Raw genomic sequence first — 23345 nt, 5'->3', positions numbered from 1 at the left:
TTTGTTATACAAGGTGAATTGCCCAGATACAAAGATTATCGATGAACGACAAAAGAACAACGATTTATGACTTAGCAGAAGCGCTAAGTATTTCCGTTTCGTATGTCTCAAAAGCTTTAAATAACCACCCTTCTATAAGTGATAAGGTAAAAGAAAAGGTAAAAAAAAAAGCTACTGAGTTAAATTACAAACATAATTCACAGGCGGCTAACTTAAGGAGAGGTCACTCCCGAACAATGGGTGTGATCGTACCTAAAATAAATCAAAGTTTTTTTTCAGAAGCAATTGCAGGTATAGAGGAGGCATGCTGGGAAAACAATTACAGCCTTGTAATTTACCAATCACATGAGACGTTTGAGCGGGAACGCCAGGGGGTTGAAACGTTAATCCATCAAAATGTTGATTGCATACTCATATCTATTAGCAAAGAAACACGGGCAACAACGCATTTTGACGAAATCAAGCGCAACAACATTGCATTCATTCAATTTGATCGATGTACAGATAATTATGATTGCCTAAAGGTAACGAATGATAATCTGGAAAGCACTTATAAAGCTGTCAAACACCTTATTGGACAAGATTACAAACGTATCGCTTTTTTGGGCGGTCCAGATCATGTCCGGGTTTTTCATGATCGAAAAATTGGTTTTTTGAAAGCTATGGACGAAGCCCAGATTTCTATTCCATACAACTACATAATAGAGAGCAATCTATTAATGGAGGATGGCTTCAGGTATGCAACTCAGCTTTTGACTTCAAATGACCCGCCGGATGCTTTTTTTGCGGTAGCAGACCTGTTGGCTATCGGTGTACTCGATGCAGCTGAAGCTTTAAAAATAAATGTACCTGCATCGTTAGGGATTTTTGGGTATGCAAATGAAGAATACTCCAATTTCGTAAAGCCATCAATTTCCACCATTGATCAGCACAGTAAACAACTGGGGAAACACGCAGCCGAACTTTTTTTTGCGAGCCTGACAAATGGTGAAGCAATTGGTACTAAAACTGAAATCATTGAATCTGAAATCGTCGTTCGTAAGAGTTCCCGGAGAAATTGAAAATAGATTTTCGACTTCCCGGTTCTTGCATGCAGCATTTGAGAGTCTAACATGACTTTTTTTGTTTGGCCATAGTTGCCAGTCATTTTGGTATTATACACTTAATTTTGTATTTCCGTACAAATTTCAATGGGGTCACTCGTTCGCCCGCCTACTCAATAATTCCTCATCATCTAAATGCTGTGTCAATAATGTCGCTCATAAGCTAACCTCGGCAGTGATTGATTCTACATCATTGCCCGGGATGCAACGTCGAGGTAAAGTTTTGTTATGCGTTCGGAATAACCAGCACATCCACAACGTGCGAAGCTCCACCTTTCTTTGCCGCCCCGGAGCGTTTTATAGCATTAGCGATCAGACGGTACTTGATTTGGCCAGACGCAGTGACGCAAACGCCAAACCAAAAAATTAATGTGATAGTTAGTGGGTATTTCATCATTAAAAAATATGGAAACTACTTTCAGCCAGATCAGACGCGGCCATGGTGATTAGTTTCGCGTTGTTATCATAAACAAGTCATTCCGGAAGGGTACTGGAGACGACGTGCCGCAATTCCTTCACCTTATACTACTATCGATCAATGATGTTATGTTCCCCGTGAACCGTCAACGGAATATTTTAAAATAAAAGAACTTCCATGGCAGTCAAATAAAAGCAATCTGTGTTCTCGTATTACATGCCTTGAAAAAACAACTTTTACAATTAGTTCCAAGCATTCCCATCGCGAACGAATACTATTTTATAATCATGAACGTACGTTCGACAGGAGGAGCTGTTTGAAGCGCCGGCTCATTTATGTTACCATATTGCCAGGCTATAACCGTTACCCTTACCGGAAATTTTGATTTCGGAGGGATAGCGGTCAGGTTAATACACCCGTTCATGATCTCTGCGGGCCCCTCCCGGATATAGAAACTAACGGGGACATTCGCATCTGAGGTAGCCGTAAGTTTAATATCTTTTTTACCGGGATGCTGATCCGGGATTGCAGCGAACGTGATATGTTGCTCTTTCCCTGCCATGTTCCTCGGAGGTACAGTCATTCGCCCCTGCTGCACGGCCGGCTTATAGCTGCCATCGCCGGGATGACTGGCGGAAAACCAAAGCTCATAACCACGCGGAAGCTGTTCGTAGCCCATTTGCGGGTGAATCTGGAAAGTACTGTCATTAATTTTAATAAACGGACCCGCTATTCTATTCACAGATATGTCCTTTTCAATTGCATGACCGATATGGGCACCTACCGGTGCATTTGCCCAAACGGCAGGCCTCGGACTTCCTCCCGGAACAGTATCGTAAAATGCCGTGCGTACTTTAAATGTAATCCCATCCGGCTCAGGTGCAAATTTGATATCAAACTGCTGATGAACATTACGTTGTTCCAATATTTTTCCATCCTGTACATAACCGATTAACTGAGGGTTTTGCTGACGATATTTAGACTCGTAAGCAGCAGTAACTTCGGCTATTTCCCGGTCAAAGTACCAGAATGCCTCCCTCAGATCGCCCTTGAATTGACCGACCGGGGCAGGATCTGCAGTGGGAGGTAAATCGAATCGCCATTTATCAGCCAGCCAGCCCGTTTTTTCCGGATCAACCGGAATCAACCTTGGGGCTTGCCGCCCGTTATAATTTTTCGGCAAGCGGTATTGAAGCGCCTTTTTCAGATACAGCGCAATGTAAATTGCTTTACTTTCAGACATCGCAAAATGGAACTCTCCGGGGCAAGATAACATACTTAAAGGCAATGCGGGATGAGCCTGACGCTCCCTAAGCCCCTCAGTTGACCACGTTGCAGCAGCTTCATACTCGCCCATGGTTTCCAGGCAGGGCACATAATTAATGTTTCGGGTTCCCCAGATATCCGGCGCGAACGGCTCCCCACGGAAATAGGGCCACTGACCACTGACGGAGATACAGGCCAGGATCCTGCCCGGATTCCAGGCAGCCATATAATAAGGCGCACTGGCAGCCGCACTGTGTCCCATCGGGGCTACCGGTGCAAAACGCAGCTCATCATAGCCGGATACATCCGCCAGATCGTTCATTATGCTGTCAAATGTTTCACCGGCCCTCTCATTAAAATGAAACATCAGATCATAGGCTGGGCTGACCCATACCTCGGCAATCCCCATTTCCCCCAGCTTCTTCCTGAATCCAGTATCTTCCAGAATGGATTGTTCTTCCATGTTATGCTGGGCAAAAACCACTGCTTTTATCATTTTACAGTTCGGTGGTATCCACAGCCAGGCGCGGGAAAGCCCATTGTTATTTTTAGCATTTTTCACCAAAACAGACCATTGCCAGACCGCGGCATATGTACTTTTGCCTATGACCAGCAATAGCGCTGATAACAATAACCTCCGCCGTGCAAGTGAAAACAACTCTTTTTTGATCCCAGGCGATTTCACTAAACAAATGGTTTGTTGCTTCATGTCAGATTCTATTTGAGATCTTTAATAATTTATTCATCAGGTGCTTTAATTCACAGGCTTACAAAAGCAATTTACCGAACAGGACTGATTACGTAACCGTAATGATACTGGTGATCAAGAAGCCGATATTGGTTATGCGGCAGCATGCCCCAGCTGTTATCGCCGCCAACGCCGCGCTGTTTGAGATCAACAGTTAAATAAACATCTTTTCGGGGAAGAACATCAATAGTATGCTGCATTTTTTTTGTTAAACCGGGATCGAGGTCTTCAGCCATAATATGCAATGCACTGAAACCCAATGGCTGCAAGCCTTCTATTTTCAATCCTTTACCATGGTGGTCTGTCAATTCAAGCCAACGGACATCGGTTTTGTTACCACTTTCCTGAGGGCGGAGATATCCCCAGTAATATTGATTGGTGACATTGTCCGAGTAATTGCCCACGAACGAAGCCGTATTCCGGTCAATATAATTCTCTGTCGGGCCCCTGCCATAATACCGGAGGCTGTCCACTCCCTCGGGGAGAACCATCCGCATCCCGAACCTCGGCAATTCCGGTAACTGTTCTGATCTCATATCCATAGCCGCATTAACCACGATCGCTCCATCATTACGGATCAGATAATCCAGGGTATAAGGTACGTGTATGTCGGTCAGCTCCATTTCAACATGTATTGATAATCCTGATGAGTCCTGCTTACCAATTGCTGTTTTTATTACTTTCCGGTTGATGTTTGCCGTTCGCCAAACACTCATTTTCGTTTGCATTTCATTGCCAAAATCATTGTCAACCGGGGCGCGCCAAAAAAAAGGTTCCGGGAATTTTTTAAAAATCCGTTCATCACCCAGCCGATAGCTTAAAAACTCGCCTTTAAGGAGATCGAATTCTCCGCTGACCGCTCCCGAGCTAAAAGATACCAGGTGAGCGTTTTGACTTACCTGTAACTTCCCTTGTTTTTCAGATTTTTTAATAAAGTAGGCATCAGGGTTAACAGCAAATTGTTCCTTTGCAACTTCTGAATGTGCAGGAAGGAGGTTCTTCTCCTTTTTTGAATACGCATATACATTTACATAATATTCATCAGAAGCCACTTCACCGGTAATCGAAGGAAGATCGAGTCTGATCTCCTTTATATTACGGGGCATCAGGTTAACCGTAAAATAACCTTCCCGCACCTTATCCCCGTTCCTGGTTAGTTCCCACTTAAAATCAAAATCTTTCAAATCCGTAAAATCATACATATTCTTAACTGTAATATGGCCATGCCTTATATCAACATCGCTAAATTCAATGTACTGATAAATCTTTTTGATTTCAATCGCTGCCGGATCGGGCTCTCCGTTTGCGGAAATGATACCATCACTCGTTCCATTCTCATCGTATGGCCAGACATAACTGCCCATCTTGCCGTTATAGGTCCAATAGACCCGTCCGTCCGGGTCTTTGATTTTGAAACCCTGGTCTATCCAATCCCATATAAATCCGCCCTGTAGGTTCGGACTGTTATAGATCAAATCCCAGTACTCTTTAAAATTACCATTGCTGTTGCCTTGTCCATGCGAATATTCACACATGATATAAGGCCTTTTCTTCCCGGAAGCCGCATAACTTTTCATATTGGCCATGTTCGGGTACATATGGCAAACTATATCAGTATTCCAGTCTTCCCAAGCCTGTTCGAACTGAACCGGCCTCGACGGATCCCATGTTTTGAGCCTCCGGTACTCATCATGAAACACTTTGCCGTTGCCGCACTCATTTCCAAGGCTCCAGATGATCACGGAAGGATGGTTTTTATCTCGTTGAACCAGGCGGTTGATACGATCTGTATGCGCAGCGTACCATTTTGGCAAATAAGCGGGGTGATTGGTCGTATCCTTAAAATAAGGAACAGACCCCATTCCATGGGTTTCAATATTGGCCTCATCTACCAGGTAAATACCAAATTTGTCACATAATTTATACCATAAAGGATCATTAGGATAGTGAGATGTCCTGACGGCATTGATGTTAAGCTCTTTCATCATGCGGATATCTCTGAGCATAACATCTTTTACCGGCACATGGCCCACCGTATCGTTATGCTCATGGCGGTTTACGCCTTTGATGTAAATGACCTGGCCGTTAACAAGCAACCGGGAGTTTTTGATCTCTACCTTTCGGAAGCCGACAGGATATGAACAAACTCCCAGGTTCTCCCCTGCCGGCCCCGTCAGTGTAAGTATGCAATTATAAAGATTCGGTTGTTCACTGTTCCATTTAATGACGTTCTTGACCGTTCTGGAAAAGCTAACTGCTGAAAGTGTATCGTTTTCAATACGGATACTCCTATCCTGACTGAAGCACAACCGCCCGTTCGGATCAGTCAGGGAAAGATTGAGCTTTACGCTCGCCAAATCACTCTTTTGGAATCTTCGGATATCTACTGTCGCGCTAAACTTTCCGTTCTGGTATTTATCGTCGAGGTCAGACTTTAACCAAAAATCCCAAACAGATGTCCTGGGATAGGCCTGAAGAAACACATCGCGTTCAATTCCGGTCAACCGCCAGAAGTCTTGGTCTTCCATGAAACTTCCGTCATGCCATCTGACAACCTGCACTGCAAGGTTATTTTCACCCTCTTTCAGGGCTCCGGTAATGTCAAATTCAGCTGGGGATTTCGAAGCCTTGGTCATCCCCACTTTTTTCCCGTTAAGATAAACCTGCGCGTAACCTGTTATTGACCCGAAATGCAGCAATATTTCCATATTCTTCCAGGATGACGGAATGGTAAAACTTCGCCGGTAGGTACCAACGGGGTTATTTTTATTATCTACAAAAGGCGGATTGGGCGGGCCATCCGTAAACGGATAAACGATATTTGAGTAAACCGGCGTTCCAAACCCCTTCATTTCCCAATTGGAGGGCACCGGTATATTAGCCCAATCAGAATCCGGATAATCTGAGCGATAGAAATTCAAAGGACGATCAGCCACTTTCCCGGCATATTTAAACTTCCAGGTCCCGTTGAGAGACTGATACCACGGTGACCTGGAAAAATCATCGGATTGAATGTCTGCCTGATGTTCATAAAGCATAAAATCGGTATGTGGTTTTTCTTTATTCCATTCATATTTTTCCGGGTTTTCCCATTCATTTAACTGCGCCGAAACGGTGCACGGCAAAAACAAAAAAAGCAAAACCCGCCTGATTAATTTATAACTCATTGATTTATTAATAGTGATAATGCGCATTGAACGCATCTCCTTTCGATTGATATGGTGTATATATGTTGGTATATGTATGAATCAGCTGTGAGAGACATCCTTATTAACGATTGACGCTTTATTCAAATCGCAGTAAGTACGCTAACCAATATTTTTTTGCCGATGGGACTTCCATTACCCGGCTCGGCATTGTTTATAAGAAGTTAATTCACTGGGAAGGATGTCATTTGATTGATGATGGATAAATGTGCTGTTTCAATTGCTCCCTTGGACTTTGTAGAAGTCCTGATAATCAGCTTGGCGGGAATAACGATAACTTTCCCCGTTGTTTTGATGCCTTGGTCTTTTTGGGAAAACAGTTGGGTGATCAATTCCATGCTCTGCAGTCCGATCTGTTTCACAGGCTGTGCTATAGCGCTGATCGGCGGCGAAAACAGATTAAACAGCTGAACGTCATCAAATGCGAGCAAGGCTACATCTTCGTTTACTTTTAAATTTAAATTCCTGATAGCAGCCAATCCATTATAAGCAATATGATTCGTCGCAAAAAACAAAGCGTCAATAGCGGGATTATTCTTTAGAAAGCCTTCCATTTCTGTAATGACATTCTCCTTTATATCATGATACATTACCTTTTTGACTATTTGCGGCAATTCGTTTTCATTTACAGCCTGGCAATACCCTCTCAGACGTTCAAGCATTTGGCTCTGACCAGATTCTAATGTAAAAAAAGCAATGTTCCGGTAGCCGTTGTCAATGAGGTGCTTAACTGCTTTATAACATATTGATAAATTATCAGTGATAACCGCATTCACATTGCTGATGGGAAGGACCCGGTCAAATAATACAACCGGATATCCTTCAGACATTATCTTGCCTATAATAGCATCGGCTCCCGGGGGCGGGGCAATAACGTATCCATCCACACCACGAGACTTGTATAATCGGATCAGCTGATCGGTACGTTCCAGGTTATTTTCTGTACTTCCAAATAATATTTTACAGTCATATTCGTAAGCCTTTTCTTCCATTACTCTGGCGACAGCGGAAAAATAAGGGTCAGAAATATCCTCCACCAATACTGCCAGCATTCTGGTACTGTTTTTTCCCAAACCATCTGTTAACGGATTCCTTAAGTCAATTTTAGTTTTACCGGATCCCCTGGTATCACTTTCCGCTCCTGTTTTTTCTTTCATCTTACTTTAATATTAGGGCATTACAACATATGATTTCTAAACTCTTCCTTACAGACCTGAACAGAAGGTTTAAAGAGCCGCAAAGGCAAAACAATTAATTGGTTTATATTTCAAATATCCGGTCAACAAAAGATAGTAAAGGGCTATAATCAGGTCAAAAGAGGGATACAAATAGCTAATTGACCCTCAAATATGGGGATAGAGCTTATTCGAGGCTCATCAGTTGTTTTGGGGATTGAAGATCAATAACCGCATAACAGATCTTATTTTATAAAATCATCGCCTTATTGATTTCAGAAAGGTTACGACTGCCGGTTCCCGGAATAACATTCCCGGGAACTGGTTTCAATCGGCCGGATATCTGAACCATAAATCACAGGAGCTTTGAATCCATTGCACCTTTGCCAAAACGATAACTCAGAGATACTTCATGAGTTGCGTTATTAAATCCGCCAAGGTTAGTTGACGACGTTCCAAACTGATAACCATATCCGACATGGAATCCCCTTATATTTATGCTCATGATTCCCGACATCTCCTTATCAGTGCGGTAATTTATGCCAAGGCCTATTGCTCCTTTCATATAAAAAGTACCGGATATGTCAGCAGTCATGGGTACGCCTTTTGCATAGGAGATCAGCGTTGCCGGTTTAAATTTTATATCCTCATTGATATCGGTAAGCAATGCGCCCGAGAAATAATAATGGTTTCTGAAATTACTGGCATTCTGTACAGAAGCCGTCCCCAGACTAGTCACAGAGAGCTCGGGTACTGAAAGTCCAAGGTAATACCAGTCGGTATAGTACATTATACCAAATCCAATGTTAGGTTTTGTCTCCCTTACATCATTCCTGAAAGTAGGGTCTGTGGCATCCAATATAGAATAATTTGCAGTATAATTTCGCAATCCGGCATTAATCGATACTGCTAAATAGCTTTCCTGATCGAGTTGGATTCCCTTGGCAAAATACGCATTCAGTTCTGTTTGCCGCTCAATAGCGATCTGGTCGTCAAATACAATCAGCCCTGCTGCGCCGTTAATTGATTCTATCGGTAAATTGCCATTGATCAGGTAACTTACCGGCGCTCCATCTATTCCGACCCATTGTTTACGCACGAGGGCATTAATAGAGCCTGCCTTGTCTAAAAGTGAGTAGGCAGGATTAAACGGCGTCAGATTATCCATATACTGCGTATAATTAAATGCTTTCTGTTGCGCAGCGACTTTATTACCTGTTACTGCGAAGAGCAGCAACAGGTAAATCACAGCAAACCGTTTTTTGTTGTTATGATCAGATTTCTTCATATACGGAATTGCTGTAGTTAATATTTAAGAATAATGAAACCTGTTTTGTGGATAGTCTCTTTACCGGCTAAATAATCCAGTGAGTAATAATATGTACCCGGCTGTTGCATAACTCCGGTGATACTGGAATGACCGTCAAATACCTTCGAACCATTATCATAGCCTCGCGCCTCGAATATTTTAACACCATTTCGATTTATTATCGTCAATTTATTATCCGGATAGGCTGATAGCCCGTCAATGATAAGTACATCGTTGATACCGTCTCCGTTCGGTGAAAGCCCCTGATGCACAACAATCTCTTCATTACTTATATTGCGCTGCGGCTTACTTTCCGCTGCTAGTGCACTCTTTAAGGACATTAGCCCTGAGACCGGGGGTTCAGCTCCATAGATTAGCTGTCCCTTATAGTAAACTGTGATATGGTTATTCTCTTTCATAACATCTCTCGCGAGATACGAGTAGTCATTCAATTCATTAAAATTCGACCAGTCAGATTTACTGATACGATATTGAATATTACCTGACGAACTTAAAGGATAAAGTGTGCCCACAGCCGCATTCACCGAAAGCTCCAGATAGGTATCAGCACCATTCAGGACGGGACTCAATGGCACAAACTTACCGCTGATATTGGCACTGCCTTTTTTTGCATAATCTATCCAATAATTTAAATTGGGGGATCCGTCTTTGGTAAACCAGTAACGCGCGGTGATATCGCCAAAATCAACAGGTACGTTACCGGTATTATTGATAGTCAGATAGGTACTAATAGTATTACCGGCAGTATCGATATTTTGGTTCTGATAAAGTACATTAAGGCCGGTAAGTGTAGCAGCAGCGGCCGGTTCGGTCCCCCATACTAATACACCGTTACGGTAAAGTGTAATATGGTTATTGAGTGCATAGTTAGCCGGGCTGCTTTGATAAGAGTAGTCATCTGCCTCGTTTAGGTTTCCCCAGTCCTGATTAGCCAATCTCGATTCAATCGGCCCGGAATTACTACCTGCCTGAAGAGTCCCCCCCCCTGTAAAATTGTACTCTGCATATCCTAACGCACCATTGTGCGGCTGGGCCAGGGGAACATATTTAAGCGTAACATTATTATTGCCCAGTTGAGCATAATCGATCCAGGTATTTATGCCTGCATAGTTCTCTGCAGTAAACCAGTAGCGCATGGTCAATTCGCTGTAAGAGACACTTACAGAATCGGCATTTACTATTTTTAAATAGGGACGCATCACATTGTTGGTTAATTGCCCGTTGTCTCCATCCTGATATTGGACCTGCAGGTGCAGCGGAATAACAGTAAGGATCTGACTGACCCCGGCGGCCGGGTTATAATTACTATTCCCTGCCTGCGACGCAGTAATTGTACTTGTACCAGTTCCTGTTATATGAATTTTCCCGTTCACTATAGTTGCTACGGTAGAGTCTGAACTGGTTAAATTTGCCGGCAAACCGGAGCTTGCCGTCGCCCCCGGATCAAAGTCCGGACTTCCCGCCAATTTTGAAGAAATTGCATTAAAGCTTATGCTTTGATTGCCTTTTTTTAACCCAAAGAACTGGATCTCTGCTACGTTACAGCCCCCTCCCGATGGACCAATATAGCGCACATAACGGTACAGTCCCTGATTGGAAACAGGCTGTAAAGTGATTACCCCTACAGCCGGAGAGGCGGGAACTGTAAAAAGCGTTACGGCGTCACTAAAATCGGCTTTATTGGCCCCCTGGAACATACCACCGGTCATGCGGCCGGCATAGTTACTGCGGGGTGCAAAACCCAGTTGAGTTATCACAGCACTGCTGTCGGCACCCAGATCAAGGCCAACCCAGGCACCTGTTGCCTGTAAAGCATCGAAAAATGTCCCCAGATTGCCATCCATGGCTGCCGCCCTTGTAGAAGTCGGATTATTGTTCCATGAACCGGTGGTTCCGATAAGCGTGCCTGTTAAAAGCCGGCCCAGGGCCGCGCTTACAGGCGCTGATGCCGGCCCTTCACCTACCCTGTTTATTGCCGTTACCACATAATAATAGGTTGAGCCGGGACTTACGGCCGCATCTGTATAGCTGGTTAATGTGTCGGCCGCTGCAATGGTCGTATAGGGTCCGCCGCTTACAGTAGACCTCTTAACGTTATAGCTGGCAGCTTCAGGAGTGGAGCTCCAGGACAATACGACCTTAGAATTACTTGCTATAGCCGCAAGCCCCGACGGAGCTACCGGCAACGCCAATGCCAGTGTTTGTGCGCTGGTTTTTATAGAATCTGCACTTTCGCCCGAGAAATTAACGGATTTAACAACATAATAATAGTTCGTCTGTTCGGTTAACCCGGCATCCTGGTAAGTAGTATCGGCAACTCCCGTAACAATTGTTGTAAATGGTCCGTTGGCAGACAGCGAGCGTTTTATATTATAACCCGATGTAGATGCCGAGCTCGTCCATGTTAACTTAATTCTAGAACTATTTAAAGGAGTGGCGGTTAAGTTCGCAGGAGCCGATGGGGTATTTCCAGTGCCGCCCACCGTTGTTACCTGGTCAAAGGAGACATTAGCAAGCACGCCCGCTGTCGAGGATCCCGCGCAGGCATACATACCCGCGTAATAAGTTGAGGCCATAGGAACTGTGCTGGAGCTTACCGCAAACCATGTTACTCCATCTGAGGACTGAAATCCGGTGAAAGTGTTTCCTGTGCGCTGTAATCTGAACCAAACAGGGACCCAGGTATGGCTGTCTCCCTGATACCATGACGTCCCTCCGCCTGTTGCGGAGCGGACGCTAAACCAGGTGAAGCGGCTTTGGACATCTCCCAGGTTGATTGTAACTTTCTTTGCATTGGCATTCAAAGACTCCCGCATCATTAAACCAATCTTTATGCTGGCATAACTCGGTGACTGCAATGCCGCATATAACCGGCCTGTAATCGTAAAATCGCCTGTAACGGCCGAATACAAGAAACTATACGAATCGGCTGTTCCCCCCACGTCCGAACCGGATCCGCGTATAAAAAATGTGTTGTTATTGTTGATATTAGCATACGTCGCACTGCCGGTCGTAGCAACATTTCCGATGTCTTTTCTAGTCCACCCTGCCGGTAATGTTGTTCCCAAACTAACTGGTTTGGCAGTGGCTTCGCTTGAATAGTTACTTGATCCTGATTGATTTTTGGCCGATACTTTGTAATAATAGGTCGTGCCATTAGTTACTGTAGTGTCTGTATACTCCGTCGAAGCATTCCCGGTCCACGAAGCTATTGTCGCATAGCTGCCCCCGGAAACTGTGGATCGTGATACATCATATCCGTTAGCCGCATCTGAACCCGGTTCTGTCCATTTCAAAAACACCCTGGATGAACCAGGTGTTGCAACCAGATTTGTCGGAACGGCAGGAATTGGCTTGGCCTGAAAGAGTGTTGTCGTGTCCGACAACGTATATGTTAACCCGTAAAATCCCACATAAGAATCGCCCGATGTGGGTGCTATTAATCCTCTTAAATTAATATATGCCCTCGTATATGGCGCAGGTAGTCCTTGTTGTGCTACGTAATGATTATAAACTAACTCCCAATCAGGACTATGCGAGATGACATTTTTACCGTTTATAGCCGGATAATAGAAATTATGGTTGCTGCAATCATTGAAAGGTACCCAGGCAACCGGGTGATTCAGGTTACTTTTGGCATAGTATTCAAACCCCGATAACAAGAGATTATTATTTAAGCTAAACAGATCAACTCCCTGGTTCCAGGCATTCTGACACAGTTGTGCGGCAAAACCAGGACCTATTTCTGCGTGGGGCTGATCTCTTCCCATCTCTGAGATCTGCCCTGAAGGCTGGCAGAAAGTATTGGTAATGTTCCCCCCTCCGGCGCCGGTTTTATAATAATTTACCGCCTCATTAAATTTTGCCTGATCATCACACAAGATACTGATAGCCATTATATCCGCATTGGCAGGGCCGTCCCAACCAGGCCAACTGCCGCAGGCACCGATAAAACTATGACAGGCCGGATAGAAATAATTAAGACTCATATTCTTAAATCTGGTAAAATCAGAGGGCGACCAGCCCGGATATATCCGCAGTAGTTCTCCGGCCTGCACCATCGGATATATCGGCAGTTGAAATAATTCGCCGGTTACAACGGCATTAATCGAGCCTGACCACGCGTTAAGTATACGAACGGCACAGACAGCATAGGTTGTATCTCCTGTCATATACCAGCGCAGGGTATTGTAATAGGCAGCAACAGCATCGTTTGCCGCTCGCTGGCGGGTTCCGTCAGAACCTCCGATCGTGCTGGAAGGACTGGCCGTATAAGTGTTTTTTGCCCGGTAATCCGCACACATTAAATTCCATCCGTCTATCCAGGGGTGAACACCCGCAGCGATCTTATTCTTCATACGATCGAGATCGGCCCGCGTGTGCACGCCGCCGGGGTGAACAAACGTTTGGGCTTGTGCTCGGCAAGTGACAATGAAAGTTGAAAACAATACTAAAAGAATTGTCCAGCAAAAAGGAGTAATTTTTTTCTTCATATAAATAGCCTTAAGGTTTCCAGGCATCAACGGTGGGTCTTTCTATGATTTTTGATTGCAAAGTCTAGTGGATTGACCGGTTGTTGAACCGCTCCGGATTACGATCCGGGGAGGTCACCGGGCACTATCGCTGGTTAATCACTTAATCATATCGACTTAAACGGAATTTATTAAAGCTGTTTAAATCCCCCGGCCGATGAGGCCAGATTTATTGGTTTATGCACCAAATATCAGACTAACAAGACAGAGAAAAGCGCTGTAATCAGGTCAAAAAGAGGATACAAATAGCCAATCCGGCACCTAAAACATATAGGGAAATGGCTTTTTCGATCAATGAGATTACGATCCGTCGTTATGGCTTAACTTTGCTGGCCATTAAGCAATATGGCCGCTGTTATTTTTCCATGGATTGAAACGTTGTACGGTGCCTGCTGATAAAATCAGACGGGTTCATACCGAAAACTTTGTGAAATTGTTCCCTGAAATACCTTACCTGCTGGAATCCCACACGATAGGGAACCTCTTTTATTTGAATATCGGAAGTAATCATAAGTTCAGCAGCCTTTCTTAAACGGATATAACGAACGAATTCACTGATTGACAGACCGGATATCGATTTCACTTTCCTGAACAGGTTAGATTGACTCATGCTCATTTCACGAGCAAAAAGTTTGGCATCGAAATCCTCATCATCAATATGTTCTTCCACTACCCGGATACATTTAGTCAGGAAGCTGCTGTATTCCTCAGGGATCTTCAGGGAATTATTTTTCAGTGTAATTTCGTTAAAGAAGTATTTTTTCAGATTATTTCTCCCTTTTAGGATACTCCTGATCCGTGCAACCAGAATGTCGACCTCAAATGGTTTCGTGATATAGTCATCAGCTCCGCATTTGATTCCCTGAAGTTTGATTTCCGGCGATGACGAACCCGTAATGAGAATAACCGGAAGGTGACTCAAGGCGGCAGACTCTTTTATTCTGGTGCAAAGCTCTACGCCGCTCATACCTTTCAGGTTCACATCCGAAATAACGAGGTCCGGCTCCCGGTCAGTAACAAAACTTAAACCATCTTCAGCGTTCTGAACTTCAAAAATATGATACTGGTCTCTTAGCACCCGGCTGATATAAGCTGACATTTCCTTGTCATCATCAATCAGCAATATACTGGCTTTCTGTTTGCTGCTGCTGTCCAGTAACTGGTCAACCAAACATGTATTGGAATTTACCTTTGCCGCAGCTACGGGCTCGTCCTCTATGTAACGTATTACTTCATCCTGGTTCCGGAAGTTTTTAGGGTATACAGGCGCGCCGGCCAGGTGGTTCAAAAGCTGTTCATTTTTTAGTAATAACCTGACCCTGAATACGGTTGATTTACCGGGAACGCTTTCGTAACCGATAGTTCCTCCATGGATCTCCACAAAATGCTTCGCTAAAAACAGCCCGATACCAAATCCTGATTGCTCCTGCTTATCCTCTGTCCGCTGAATTTTATAAAACTTATCAAACAAGCGATCTCCTGTATTCTCAGGTATACCTTTACCTGTATCCGCCACTTCAATCATGATCTGGTCATTCTCTTTAACCAACAGCAAGGAAACCAAACCACCGGCCGGTGTAAATTTAATGGCGTTGGAAATCAGGTTAAAAATCACGATTTCTATTTTTTCCCGATCCGCCAGCATTTCCAGCGTTTCCATATCACTTTGAAAGTTATAACTTATCGATTTGAATTTAACCTGATTATTAAAGCAGCAAAAAACCTCCCGGCACACCTCAATAATATCAAAATATTCAGCTTTGATCTCAGAAACCTCGTTTTCAGCTGTCCGGAATAGCAGCAACTGGTCGATCATACTCAACAGCCGCCGCGTGTTCCTGTAGATCGAACTCAAGTCAATAAACTCCAGATTTTTCCCATTGCTTTGCATGAGTTCCTTCACCGGGTTGGCTATCAACGTCAGCGGCGTACGGAACTCATGAGATATATTTGTAAAAAAGGATATTTTCCGTTCATTCAGCTCCTTTTCCTGCCCAGCCCTGATATTGGTGATCTCCATTTCATAGTTAAGCTTTAACAATCGCTTTTGAAAGTGCAGATAGGCATAAATACCGCCGCTTAGAGCAGCGACATATAGCAAATACGCCCACCACGTCCGGTACCAGGGGGGTAACACCGTAATGTATATTAGTTTTTCAGCCCCATTCCAGATCCCCGCTGAATTCGTGCACTTTATCCGTAATATATATTCACCTTCATTGATCCTTGAATAGTTGATATTGCGTTGGCTCCCAACTTTGTTCCAGGTCTTATCCCATCCCTGAAGGAAGTACGCGTACTGTATCTTTTCCGGTTTTGAGTATTCCAAAGCCACGTAATCTAATGAAAGTATGGCCCTGTCATAGGGGAGCACAATTTTCCTGATGTCGTAGATATTGTCCGCGTCTCTGACATATTCACTGTTAGCGTCTACCGGACCGTTTGCTACCCGCAGCCCTGTAATGGCGAGGTTTGGAAACGGACTGTCGGTACGTATACTGTCCGGCTGAAAAATACTGAAACCCTTTATGCCGCCAAATGCCATTGCACCTGACTTCAGGGTAGCGGAGGCATTGTAGTAAAATTGATTGGACTGAAGCCCGTCTGCGGAATCGTAGATTTGTATCTTATTGCTGACCGGATCTATTTTCGAAAGACCGTCATAGGTGCTGGTCCATATATTCCCTTTGGCATCTTCCTCAATATTCAGAATTGTGTTATTAGAAAGGCCATTTTCCTCGGTGAAAGACTTTTTCAGTTGTAATTGCTGATCAAAAGCTAGCAATCCATTGCCGTAAGTCCCGACCCATATCGTCCCATTGCTTCCTCTATGCAGGGCCCGTACATATGCCTTGAGATTAAGGGATTTTGATTTTCCGCTGACGGGATCGAAACAAATCAAGCCGGTTAAATTACCTAACCATAGCCGGTGATTATCGTCTTCAGTAATCGCAAAGATATCAGGTTTGATTCCGGATACTGGTCTGAAAATCTGAGCGGACCGGTCAAGTTTATATAAACCGCTTTCCAGGCGGCCTGGATACCGCCCCATGATACATCCCGCAAAGAGATCTCCGCTATGATCCTGAAACAGGCTTACTACATATTTCAGCCCTTTGTCCTGCTGCTGAAAAGGTATCGTAACGAACCTGCCGTCGACCCGATTAAGCCGGTTTACTCCGCCACCGTAAGTACCAGCCCACAAATGACCTTCCCTATCTTTCAGAACTGCCGTTACAATATCGTTTGAAAGAGTGCCGGGATCTCCTTCCACGTGCTTATACGTGTTAAATGTATCATCCTTAGGGCTCCAGCGGCATAAGCCACCACCATCCAGTCCTATCCATATATCCGCTCCGTCTTCACAAATGGAGTAAACTGCATTGTCGGGAAGGCTATTCTTAAGCCCCGGATCATGACGTACCGTCCTGAACTGACTCCGCTCTTTATCGATCACATCGATCCCCCCTTTAATCGTTCCAACCCATTTTCTCAAATGATCATCCACGAAGATGCTTCTCACTACATTGCTGGTCAAGCCCCCCACCCGGCCGTTCATAAAGTAACCGGTCTCTTTCAGTGTATGAAGATCAATTTCTGCCAGCCCCTGCCCGTCGCTGGCTACCCAAAGCTTATTTGTTCTGTCAATAACCAGGTAAAAGATCCTGGTATTGCATAAGCGGTTATTTTTAAATTTATAAGGTTCAACCTCCTTTTTCCCTGCCTTTAATACGGCCATGCCATTATTGGTCCCAACCCATAGGGTTCCGTTCTGCTCCTTCACAAAACAGTTTAGCGGCTCCGCTAGTAAGCATACCGGCTGAATCGCTTTTTTGTTGGCAACAAAACGCCAGACGCCGATATTGTCGATCAACAATAGAGCGTTGCCATTTTCCTCGGGTATTATTCCCCTGATCCGGTAATGATAATTCTTCCGCCCTTTAAACAGGATGGGCAGTTGCTGACAAACTTTTTCCGAATAGTGGCACACCATGAGCCCCGCATCGTCCGTCCCAATCAGTACCATGCCGGTTTTACTGACTTTAACTTCACAAACGTAAGACGTCAAGCGTTGATTTTTCCCGGAACTGTCCTGAAAACGAATACCCGAAAAAAAAAGGGTTCTTGAATCCAGCACCGCGATGCCTTTCGCCGTTGCCACCCAAAGCTTACCGGCCGGATCTTCAGTAATTGCGGAAATCTCATTATCTGGCAGGGAGGTTGTGTCTCCAAAACGGTTTCTGAATTTCCGAAAAACGTATCCGTCAAAACGGTTAAGGCCATTATAGGTGCCGAACCATATAAATCCGGTTTTATCTTTGAAAATCGCATTGATATTGTTATTTGACAGTCCCTGTTCAATACCAAGGCTGATGGCAGACTGGGCCGACGCGTTACGAGCCCCCGTAACGGAGCTGATAGTCAACACCCAAATAAGATACAGACTCAAAGCTGAAATTCTACGAGAGCGCTCAAAACCTGTAATTTTAACAGCATTCATTTAACAAATTAGTTTGTATTGCGGAATATAAATTGACAACGATAAATATACCACGGCGGCACTAAAGAAAAAGAATCTCCGTAATTAAATGCTGATTACTATTTTTTCACTCTGCCCCGGCCAAAAAAGATCCGCGTTATTCCAGGACTGTGATTTTTCAAATGCAGCTGGTGCTATGGTACGTCAATGGTTATTTAACTTATAACAACGCAAGATATAATTCCGTTGGCGGAACAGGATATTAATTGAGTTCTTTTCCTGTCGTAATTGCCGGCGCCGGTCATAACGCTGATATTTGTTTACGGCGATGTTCCCGTTTCTTCCTGACGGATAATTTTGCCGTTCAGTGTTTCGGTGATCTTTATCATGATTTTACCGTGATCCCTTGTGGGCTCGCTCAATGTAATTTCCTGCACCCGGCCGTCCTTCAGTTCAACTGAAAGCATATGGTCACCGATGGCACTTACTTTCTTGATGCGTGCCGTATCTTCATAAGGTTCAAGAATAGTTAGAAATGAAGCAGCACGGCCCCGGGATCGAACTGCAAGTGTTTTGCGGACTTGATCATCCGGACCAACAGGAAAGTCACCTCCGATAAAAAAACGCAATTGTACAGCCCCAAGTCCTGAAAGATCAAATGTCAGTTCAGCTGCATTTTTATCATCTTCCGGTTCGGCGGCTAGTACGTCCGAAAACTGCCGTCCGGATAGAACCACTTCCCCTCCCTGGTAATCGTGGCCTGCTGTCTCCGGCAACATCACGTTTTTACGTAAAACAGGTAACTGCGACAGTGGAATCGTTTTGCCTCCTGCGTCAACAATCACAGCATTGCCCCAAAACAATGTGGGTAAGCTGTTTCCGCGTTCAGTCTTGGTCCTAAGTGTAAGTTTCCGCACACCGTCAATATTAATATTACCGGAATCGCGTCCAAGTGCCCAGGTATTGATCATATGATCAGCCAGAATTTTGTTATCGCCGAGCACTACATAATTGAGTTTTTTGGATACCGGCAAGGCCTCAGGATAGGTTCCGGTAAACACTTCGGCAATTTCGGGCCAGACGGGGTAAACATCAATGTGCAAAGCCCCGGGTTCCTGCAATCCATTGAACCCGCCGCCTTGCCAGGTGCCTTTATTATCAGCCTTCAATGCAGATTGTATCCGCACATCCGGTTTCCGTTGATACCGGTTAACATTGGTAATAAACTGGCCGCTGCCTACCGGTTTCGGATCAAACTGATCGAGATGGGCTAACCAGGGCATCTGCGGTACCTTCAATCCTTTAAGATGCAGCAGGTTGTCAAAAATATGGGGTTGAATGCCACTCAGGGAATCGGCCATTACCACATAGTCATCTGTTACAATCAGCAGCCGGCGTTGTTTGACCGGCTCCGTAAACTCAGTCACAGCACCCACTACAGGATGTATTTCCGGCAAAGGGACAAAGGGTATATCACCGGCTTTTACCGCCTGCAATTGCTTATAACCGCCGAAATAAGGTGGGTTACTCCAACGAGCAGACGTTTCTACAGCCATAGCCTGCATCATTTTACCACTATAAAATAACAATGGCACAGTTTCTACGGGTTCCTGCATTTTATCATCAACAACCACCATGTTACTGGCCATGGAGGTCTGCACCCACCACTTATACATGTAACTGGCATAACCATACCAGCTGGCTTCCGGGTTCCAGAAACTGCGGCCATACCGCATCAGTGAAAGAAGCGATGCCCGGTCGAAGTGCCCATGATATCCGCCGTGGGTTCCATATTTGACGGCAGCCTGCAATTGCTCTCGTGCCGGGCGACCGTCTGTCCGGGACCGTAGCACCGCAATACCTGCATTGTCTGAATGACCTGATACCGTAAATAATCCGGGCGAACCCGAAGATAAATCCGGGATGCCGTAAATCAGGTCCCTTCCTGCAGAGCAACTCTGTTTGAGAATGGCTGCATATGAGGTGTCCCTGAATGCGTAATAAGCAAGTTCAAAAGGGCTTCCGCCCACTTTCTCTTCATGACCATCTCCCATGCCGAACATAACACCGCGGTAATCGGGGTAGATTTTTATCGCATCCCACATATCTTTGACAGATATCTCATTTTTCAGGATGGGGCCATATTTCTCAAAAGACATACCTTCGAATTTCTCAAATTCGTAAGGTTTCAGCCCGATCCTGCCTGTTATGGATACAGGAAAATGCTCATGCAGAAAATCTATCCCGAAGGGTGCTGTGGCCAGACCAAGTTTGGTAAAAGCTTCCGCGCAAGCGATATTGTAACTGAGGCTGACTTCATTCCACCATCCATCACTCATTACCCCGAGCCTGAATTGATCCCTGATCCCGCAGCTACCGTTCATCAGGTAATCAAAATGCTGCATATCCTGTAATACAAGCGCACATTCAGCGGCAGGCACCAGGTTAAAAACACTCCAGTTCGAGATGCCGCCGTCCCCCATCCTATCCTCCACGGTGCGGATATAAATCCGAAATGCCTCCTCTATAGATGCCTTCTCTGCCGAAGTAAGCAGATTCTCCTGCCTGATAAGATCATACAACACTGCCAATCCTTCCATCATACCACCCTCCTGAGGAATACCCTGACTGGACGCGTGTAAAGTAGCCGGATAGGCATCCGGCGCGGAAAAGCGTTTCAAAAGCAGTACGATCTTATCCGCATATTTTTTTTCATGGGTCAATTGCCATGCATATCCCAACGGACGTAGCTGTCGTTCGCTGGCTGACCTGAGTACTGCATTTGAATTCTCTGCCGGAAAACCACCGGCCGGTATCATGGGAACACTAAAATCGTCAGCTTTTTTACAGATATCTTCAAATGCAGCTTTCGCCCAATCATATTTTTTGATATTTTCAGCTACCTTTGCCCATCCTTCAGTGGTTAGGACCAGGAAGGGACCAGTTAAGTTCGTGGATGTGGTCAGTTTCAGTTCTGCTGATACGCTTCCATTAACCATGGCCTGTAGCACCTGGCTTTCCTGCGCACCAGATACTGTTTTCAATGGGATCCGTACCCCAATATTCAGTCTTTTTATTTCTCCGGCAGCCATTGAAAAATACGGATTATCCACAGATGCCTGCATACCTTCCCATCCGCTTCGCAGGAAACGAAGATTACAGAAAACCCGGTGATCTGCACTATTGCTAATTTGCGCGATATAATGTATGGTTTCACCAGGTGCACCGGCTTTACCACAAAGTGGGGCAGTTAAAGCCAGCGGGTTCCCTCTGATCAATTCTATGTCCGATATACGAATAATTGCATTGTTTTGCGCGTTTAAGAAACTTGCCTGAAAACGGATCTGCCGCAGATATTTGAGTAACGCCTGCTGCCCGCGGGGATAATCAAAAGAACTGAAAGGCACCACAAGACTATGCCAGCCCTTACCCGCTATCGTACAAACTGCAATCGTCGAATCAGGAAGATCATGGCGGTCCGGTTGCTCGGGCAGCATGATCACTGATTTAAATGATAAGGGGATATCGCGATCCAAAAAAATCTTCAAACGGATTCCGAACCACTGTCGAGCATCAATCGTTCCATCGTATTCACGCGTAAGGCCTCTGTTGAACCATTTCTTTCCGCCGGATGGGACTGTGTAAACTATCTGACCCGGTAAATGTAAATGCAGCTCCTTGTTACTGAAAGCAGCGCCCTTCCAGTTGCTAAGTTCCAGCGCCCTGGCAGGAATGGTATCCGCCGGAGGCCAGGTTTGAGCAGAAACGCCCTGTGACATCCCACAAATTAACAAAACAAGCAATAAACAATGCCGCAAACCTTTCAAAGAAAACTGCTTTTTCATGATTCAGATTTGCTTACCGCTGAGACCTTTTTATTTTTCACAGCTTCTGTAGAATCTCTGATGATGAACTTTGGCGGAACAACTACCTTATACGTATTAATCTGTTGACTTTCATCGTTAAGCTGACTAAGTAATACATCAAAAGCCTGCTTTGCCAGTTGTTCAATCGGCTGGGCGATCGCAGTGATTGTTGGCCGGTACAGATCAAACATCATATGATCGTCGAAGGCAACAACAGCCACATCGTCAGGAATTTTAAGACCTGCTTCATCAAAAGCCTGTATTCCACTGAGTGCCAAATAATTCGTGGCGAACACAACGGCCTCCAGTTGTTTATTGGCCTTCATAAACTTTACTATATCTTTTACCGTTTGTTTGCTGTCTTGTCCAAAGGGAATCCGTTTGATCAGAGCGGGCAGACTATTTTCCTCCAATCCCTTCAAATATCCCCCTTCCCTGTCATTCATCTGAGTCTGCGGGGAGTCAATGCCGATATAAGCAATCTTACGGAAGCCATCGCGGATCAGTTCTTTGATCGCCTTATAGGTTCCGTTGAAGTTATCAAGGATAACATAATTAGTATCTATTTCTGGAAAATAGCGATCAAAAAGTACTACGGGGACGCCGGCTTCCATGAGATTCTTCACCTCATTCTCGATCCCGGCAGGTGGCGTAATAATAAAACCGTCGACTTTCCGCTCCATAAACAAATTAATCAGCGCAGCAGTCTTTTCAGCATCGTTGTCCGTACTGCAATAGAGGATTTTATAACCGTTCGCATAGGCCAGCCCTTCGATATGATATGCGATCTTTGAAAAAAAATAGTCAGAAATCATCTCAACCATCAGACCAATAGTCATCGTTTTTCCCGTCCTCAGACTTTGGGCAAGCAGATTAGGTTTATAACCGATTTCCTTAATATAATTTTCGACCAGCGCAATCATTTTTGCGCTAACTCCCTTTTCTTTAGCCCTGCCACTGATTACAAACGACACAGACGTCGTGGAAACGCCGAGCGCTTTTGCGATATCACCTATTGAAATTTTTTTGGCCATAGCTGAAATATTATTACCGGCCAATGGTTACAGCCCGGTACTCCTTCGGTTTAAAATTAAGATATTGCTGCAAATTTAAAACGATTTAATTAAGAAAGGCAAACCAATAATAATAGTTACGTTGTTAATACCGCGGTTTGAAGTTTATCCGCGTTATCGTTTCTTTTTGCCAGATAGTGTTGATGAA

Annotated in this window: 9 protein-coding genes; 1 reads left to right on the top strand and 8 read right to left on the bottom strand. The window is 44.7% G+C overall.

From position 1 onward, the window contains the following. The first annotated feature begins 41 nt into the window (after positions 1-41). Positions 42-1061: a LacI family DNA-binding transcriptional regulator gene (locus tag MusilaSJ_RS24500; RefSeq protein WP_274987389.1), complete on the top strand. Its 1020-nt coding sequence runs from the start codon at positions 42-44 to the stop codon at positions 1059-1061. Between the two features lie 734 nt (positions 1062-1795). Here MusilaSJ_RS24500 and MusilaSJ_RS24495 read toward each other — a convergent pair. From MusilaSJ_RS24495 to MusilaSJ_RS24460, 8 genes are all read right to left on the bottom strand, one after another. Next, positions 1796-3496, bottom strand: a complete 1701-nt coding sequence (locus MusilaSJ_RS24495; protein ID WP_274987388.1) for a hypothetical protein — start codon at positions 3494-3496, stop codon at positions 1796-1798. 71 nt (positions 3497-3567) lie between these two features. Next, a complete protein-coding gene (locus MusilaSJ_RS24490) occupies positions 3568-6702 on the bottom strand; it encodes a glycoside hydrolase family 2 TIM barrel-domain containing protein (RefSeq protein ID WP_274987387.1) in 3135 nt (1044 codons plus the stop codon). Between the two features lie 203 nt (positions 6703-6905). Continuing rightward, positions 6906-7898, bottom strand: a complete 993-nt coding sequence (locus MusilaSJ_RS24485) for a substrate-binding domain-containing protein (RefSeq protein ID WP_274987386.1) — start codon at positions 7896-7898, stop codon at positions 6906-6908. 373 nt (positions 7899-8271) lie between these two features. Next, the gene (locus tag MusilaSJ_RS24480; protein ID WP_274987385.1) at positions 8272-9204 is read right to left on the bottom strand and encodes a PorP/SprF family type IX secretion system membrane protein; all 933 of its coding nucleotides are present in this window, start codon (positions 9202-9204) and stop codon (positions 8272-8274) included. A gap of 17 nt (positions 9205-9221) precedes the next feature. Then, positions 9222-13739, bottom strand: coding sequence for a cellulose binding domain-containing protein (locus MusilaSJ_RS24475; protein WP_274987384.1), 4518 nt, complete (start codon positions 13737-13739; stop codon positions 9222-9224). Between the two features lie 394 nt (positions 13740-14133). After that, complete coding sequence (locus MusilaSJ_RS24470) at positions 14134-18279, bottom strand: hybrid sensor histidine kinase/response regulator transcription factor (protein ID WP_274987383.1); 4146 nt, start codon at positions 18277-18279, stop codon at positions 14134-14136. 299 nt (positions 18280-18578) lie between these two features. Beyond that, positions 18579-22037 carry a hypothetical protein gene (locus MusilaSJ_RS24465; protein WP_274987382.1) on the bottom strand — a complete coding sequence of 1153 codons (3459 nt, stop codon included), beginning with the start codon at positions 22035-22037 and terminating at the stop codon, positions 18579-18581. A 62-nt stretch (positions 22038-22099) separates the two neighbouring features. Then, positions 22100-23158, bottom strand: coding sequence for a LacI family DNA-binding transcriptional regulator (locus MusilaSJ_RS24460; RefSeq protein ID WP_274987381.1), 1059 nt, complete (start codon positions 23156-23158; stop codon positions 22100-22102). Between the last annotated feature and the right edge of the window lie 187 nt (positions 23159-23345).

The organism is Mucilaginibacter sp. SJ (genome assembly GCF_028993635.1).
Classification (GTDB): Bacteria; Bacteroidota; Bacteroidia; order Sphingobacteriales; family Sphingobacteriaceae; genus Mucilaginibacter.
The sequence above is the reverse complement of the archived record's forward strand: the minus strand, read 5'-3'. Positions and strand labels throughout refer to the sequence as shown.

Excerpts from the sequence above, each read along its gene's own strand:
- MusilaSJ_RS24470 (WP_274987383.1), bottom strand. The coding sequence starts at position 18,279 with ATGAATGCTGTTAAAATTACAGGTTTTGAGCGCTCTCGTAGAATTTCA.
- MusilaSJ_RS24475 (WP_274987384.1), bottom strand. The coding sequence starts at position 13,739 with ATGAAGAAAAAAATTACTCCTTTTTGCTGGACAATTCTTTTAGTATTG.
- MusilaSJ_RS24485 (WP_274987386.1), bottom strand. The coding sequence starts at position 7,898 with ATGAAAGAAAAAACAGGAGCGGAAAGTGATACCAGGGGATCCGGTAAA.
- MusilaSJ_RS24480 (WP_274987385.1), bottom strand. The coding sequence starts at position 9,204 with ATGAAGAAATCTGATCATAACAACAAAAAACGGTTTGCTGTGATTTAC.
- MusilaSJ_RS24495 (WP_274987388.1), bottom strand. The coding sequence starts at position 3,496 with ATGAAGCAACAAACCATTTGTTTAGTGAAATCGCCTGGGATCAAAAAA.
- MusilaSJ_RS24500 (WP_274987389.1), top strand. The coding sequence starts at position 42 with ATGAACGACAAAAGAACAACGATTTATGACTTAGCAGAAGCGCTAAGT.
- MusilaSJ_RS24490 (WP_274987387.1), bottom strand. The coding sequence starts at position 6,702 with ATGAGTTATAAATTAATCAGGCGGGTTTTGCTTTTTTTGTTTTTGCCG.
- MusilaSJ_RS24465 (WP_274987382.1), bottom strand. The coding sequence starts at position 22,037 with ATGTCACAGGGCGTTTCTGCTCAAACCTGGCCTCCGGCGGATACCATT.
- MusilaSJ_RS24460 (WP_274987381.1), bottom strand. The coding sequence starts at position 23,158 with ATGGCCAAAAAAATTTCAATAGGTGATATCGCAAAAGCGCTCGGCGTT.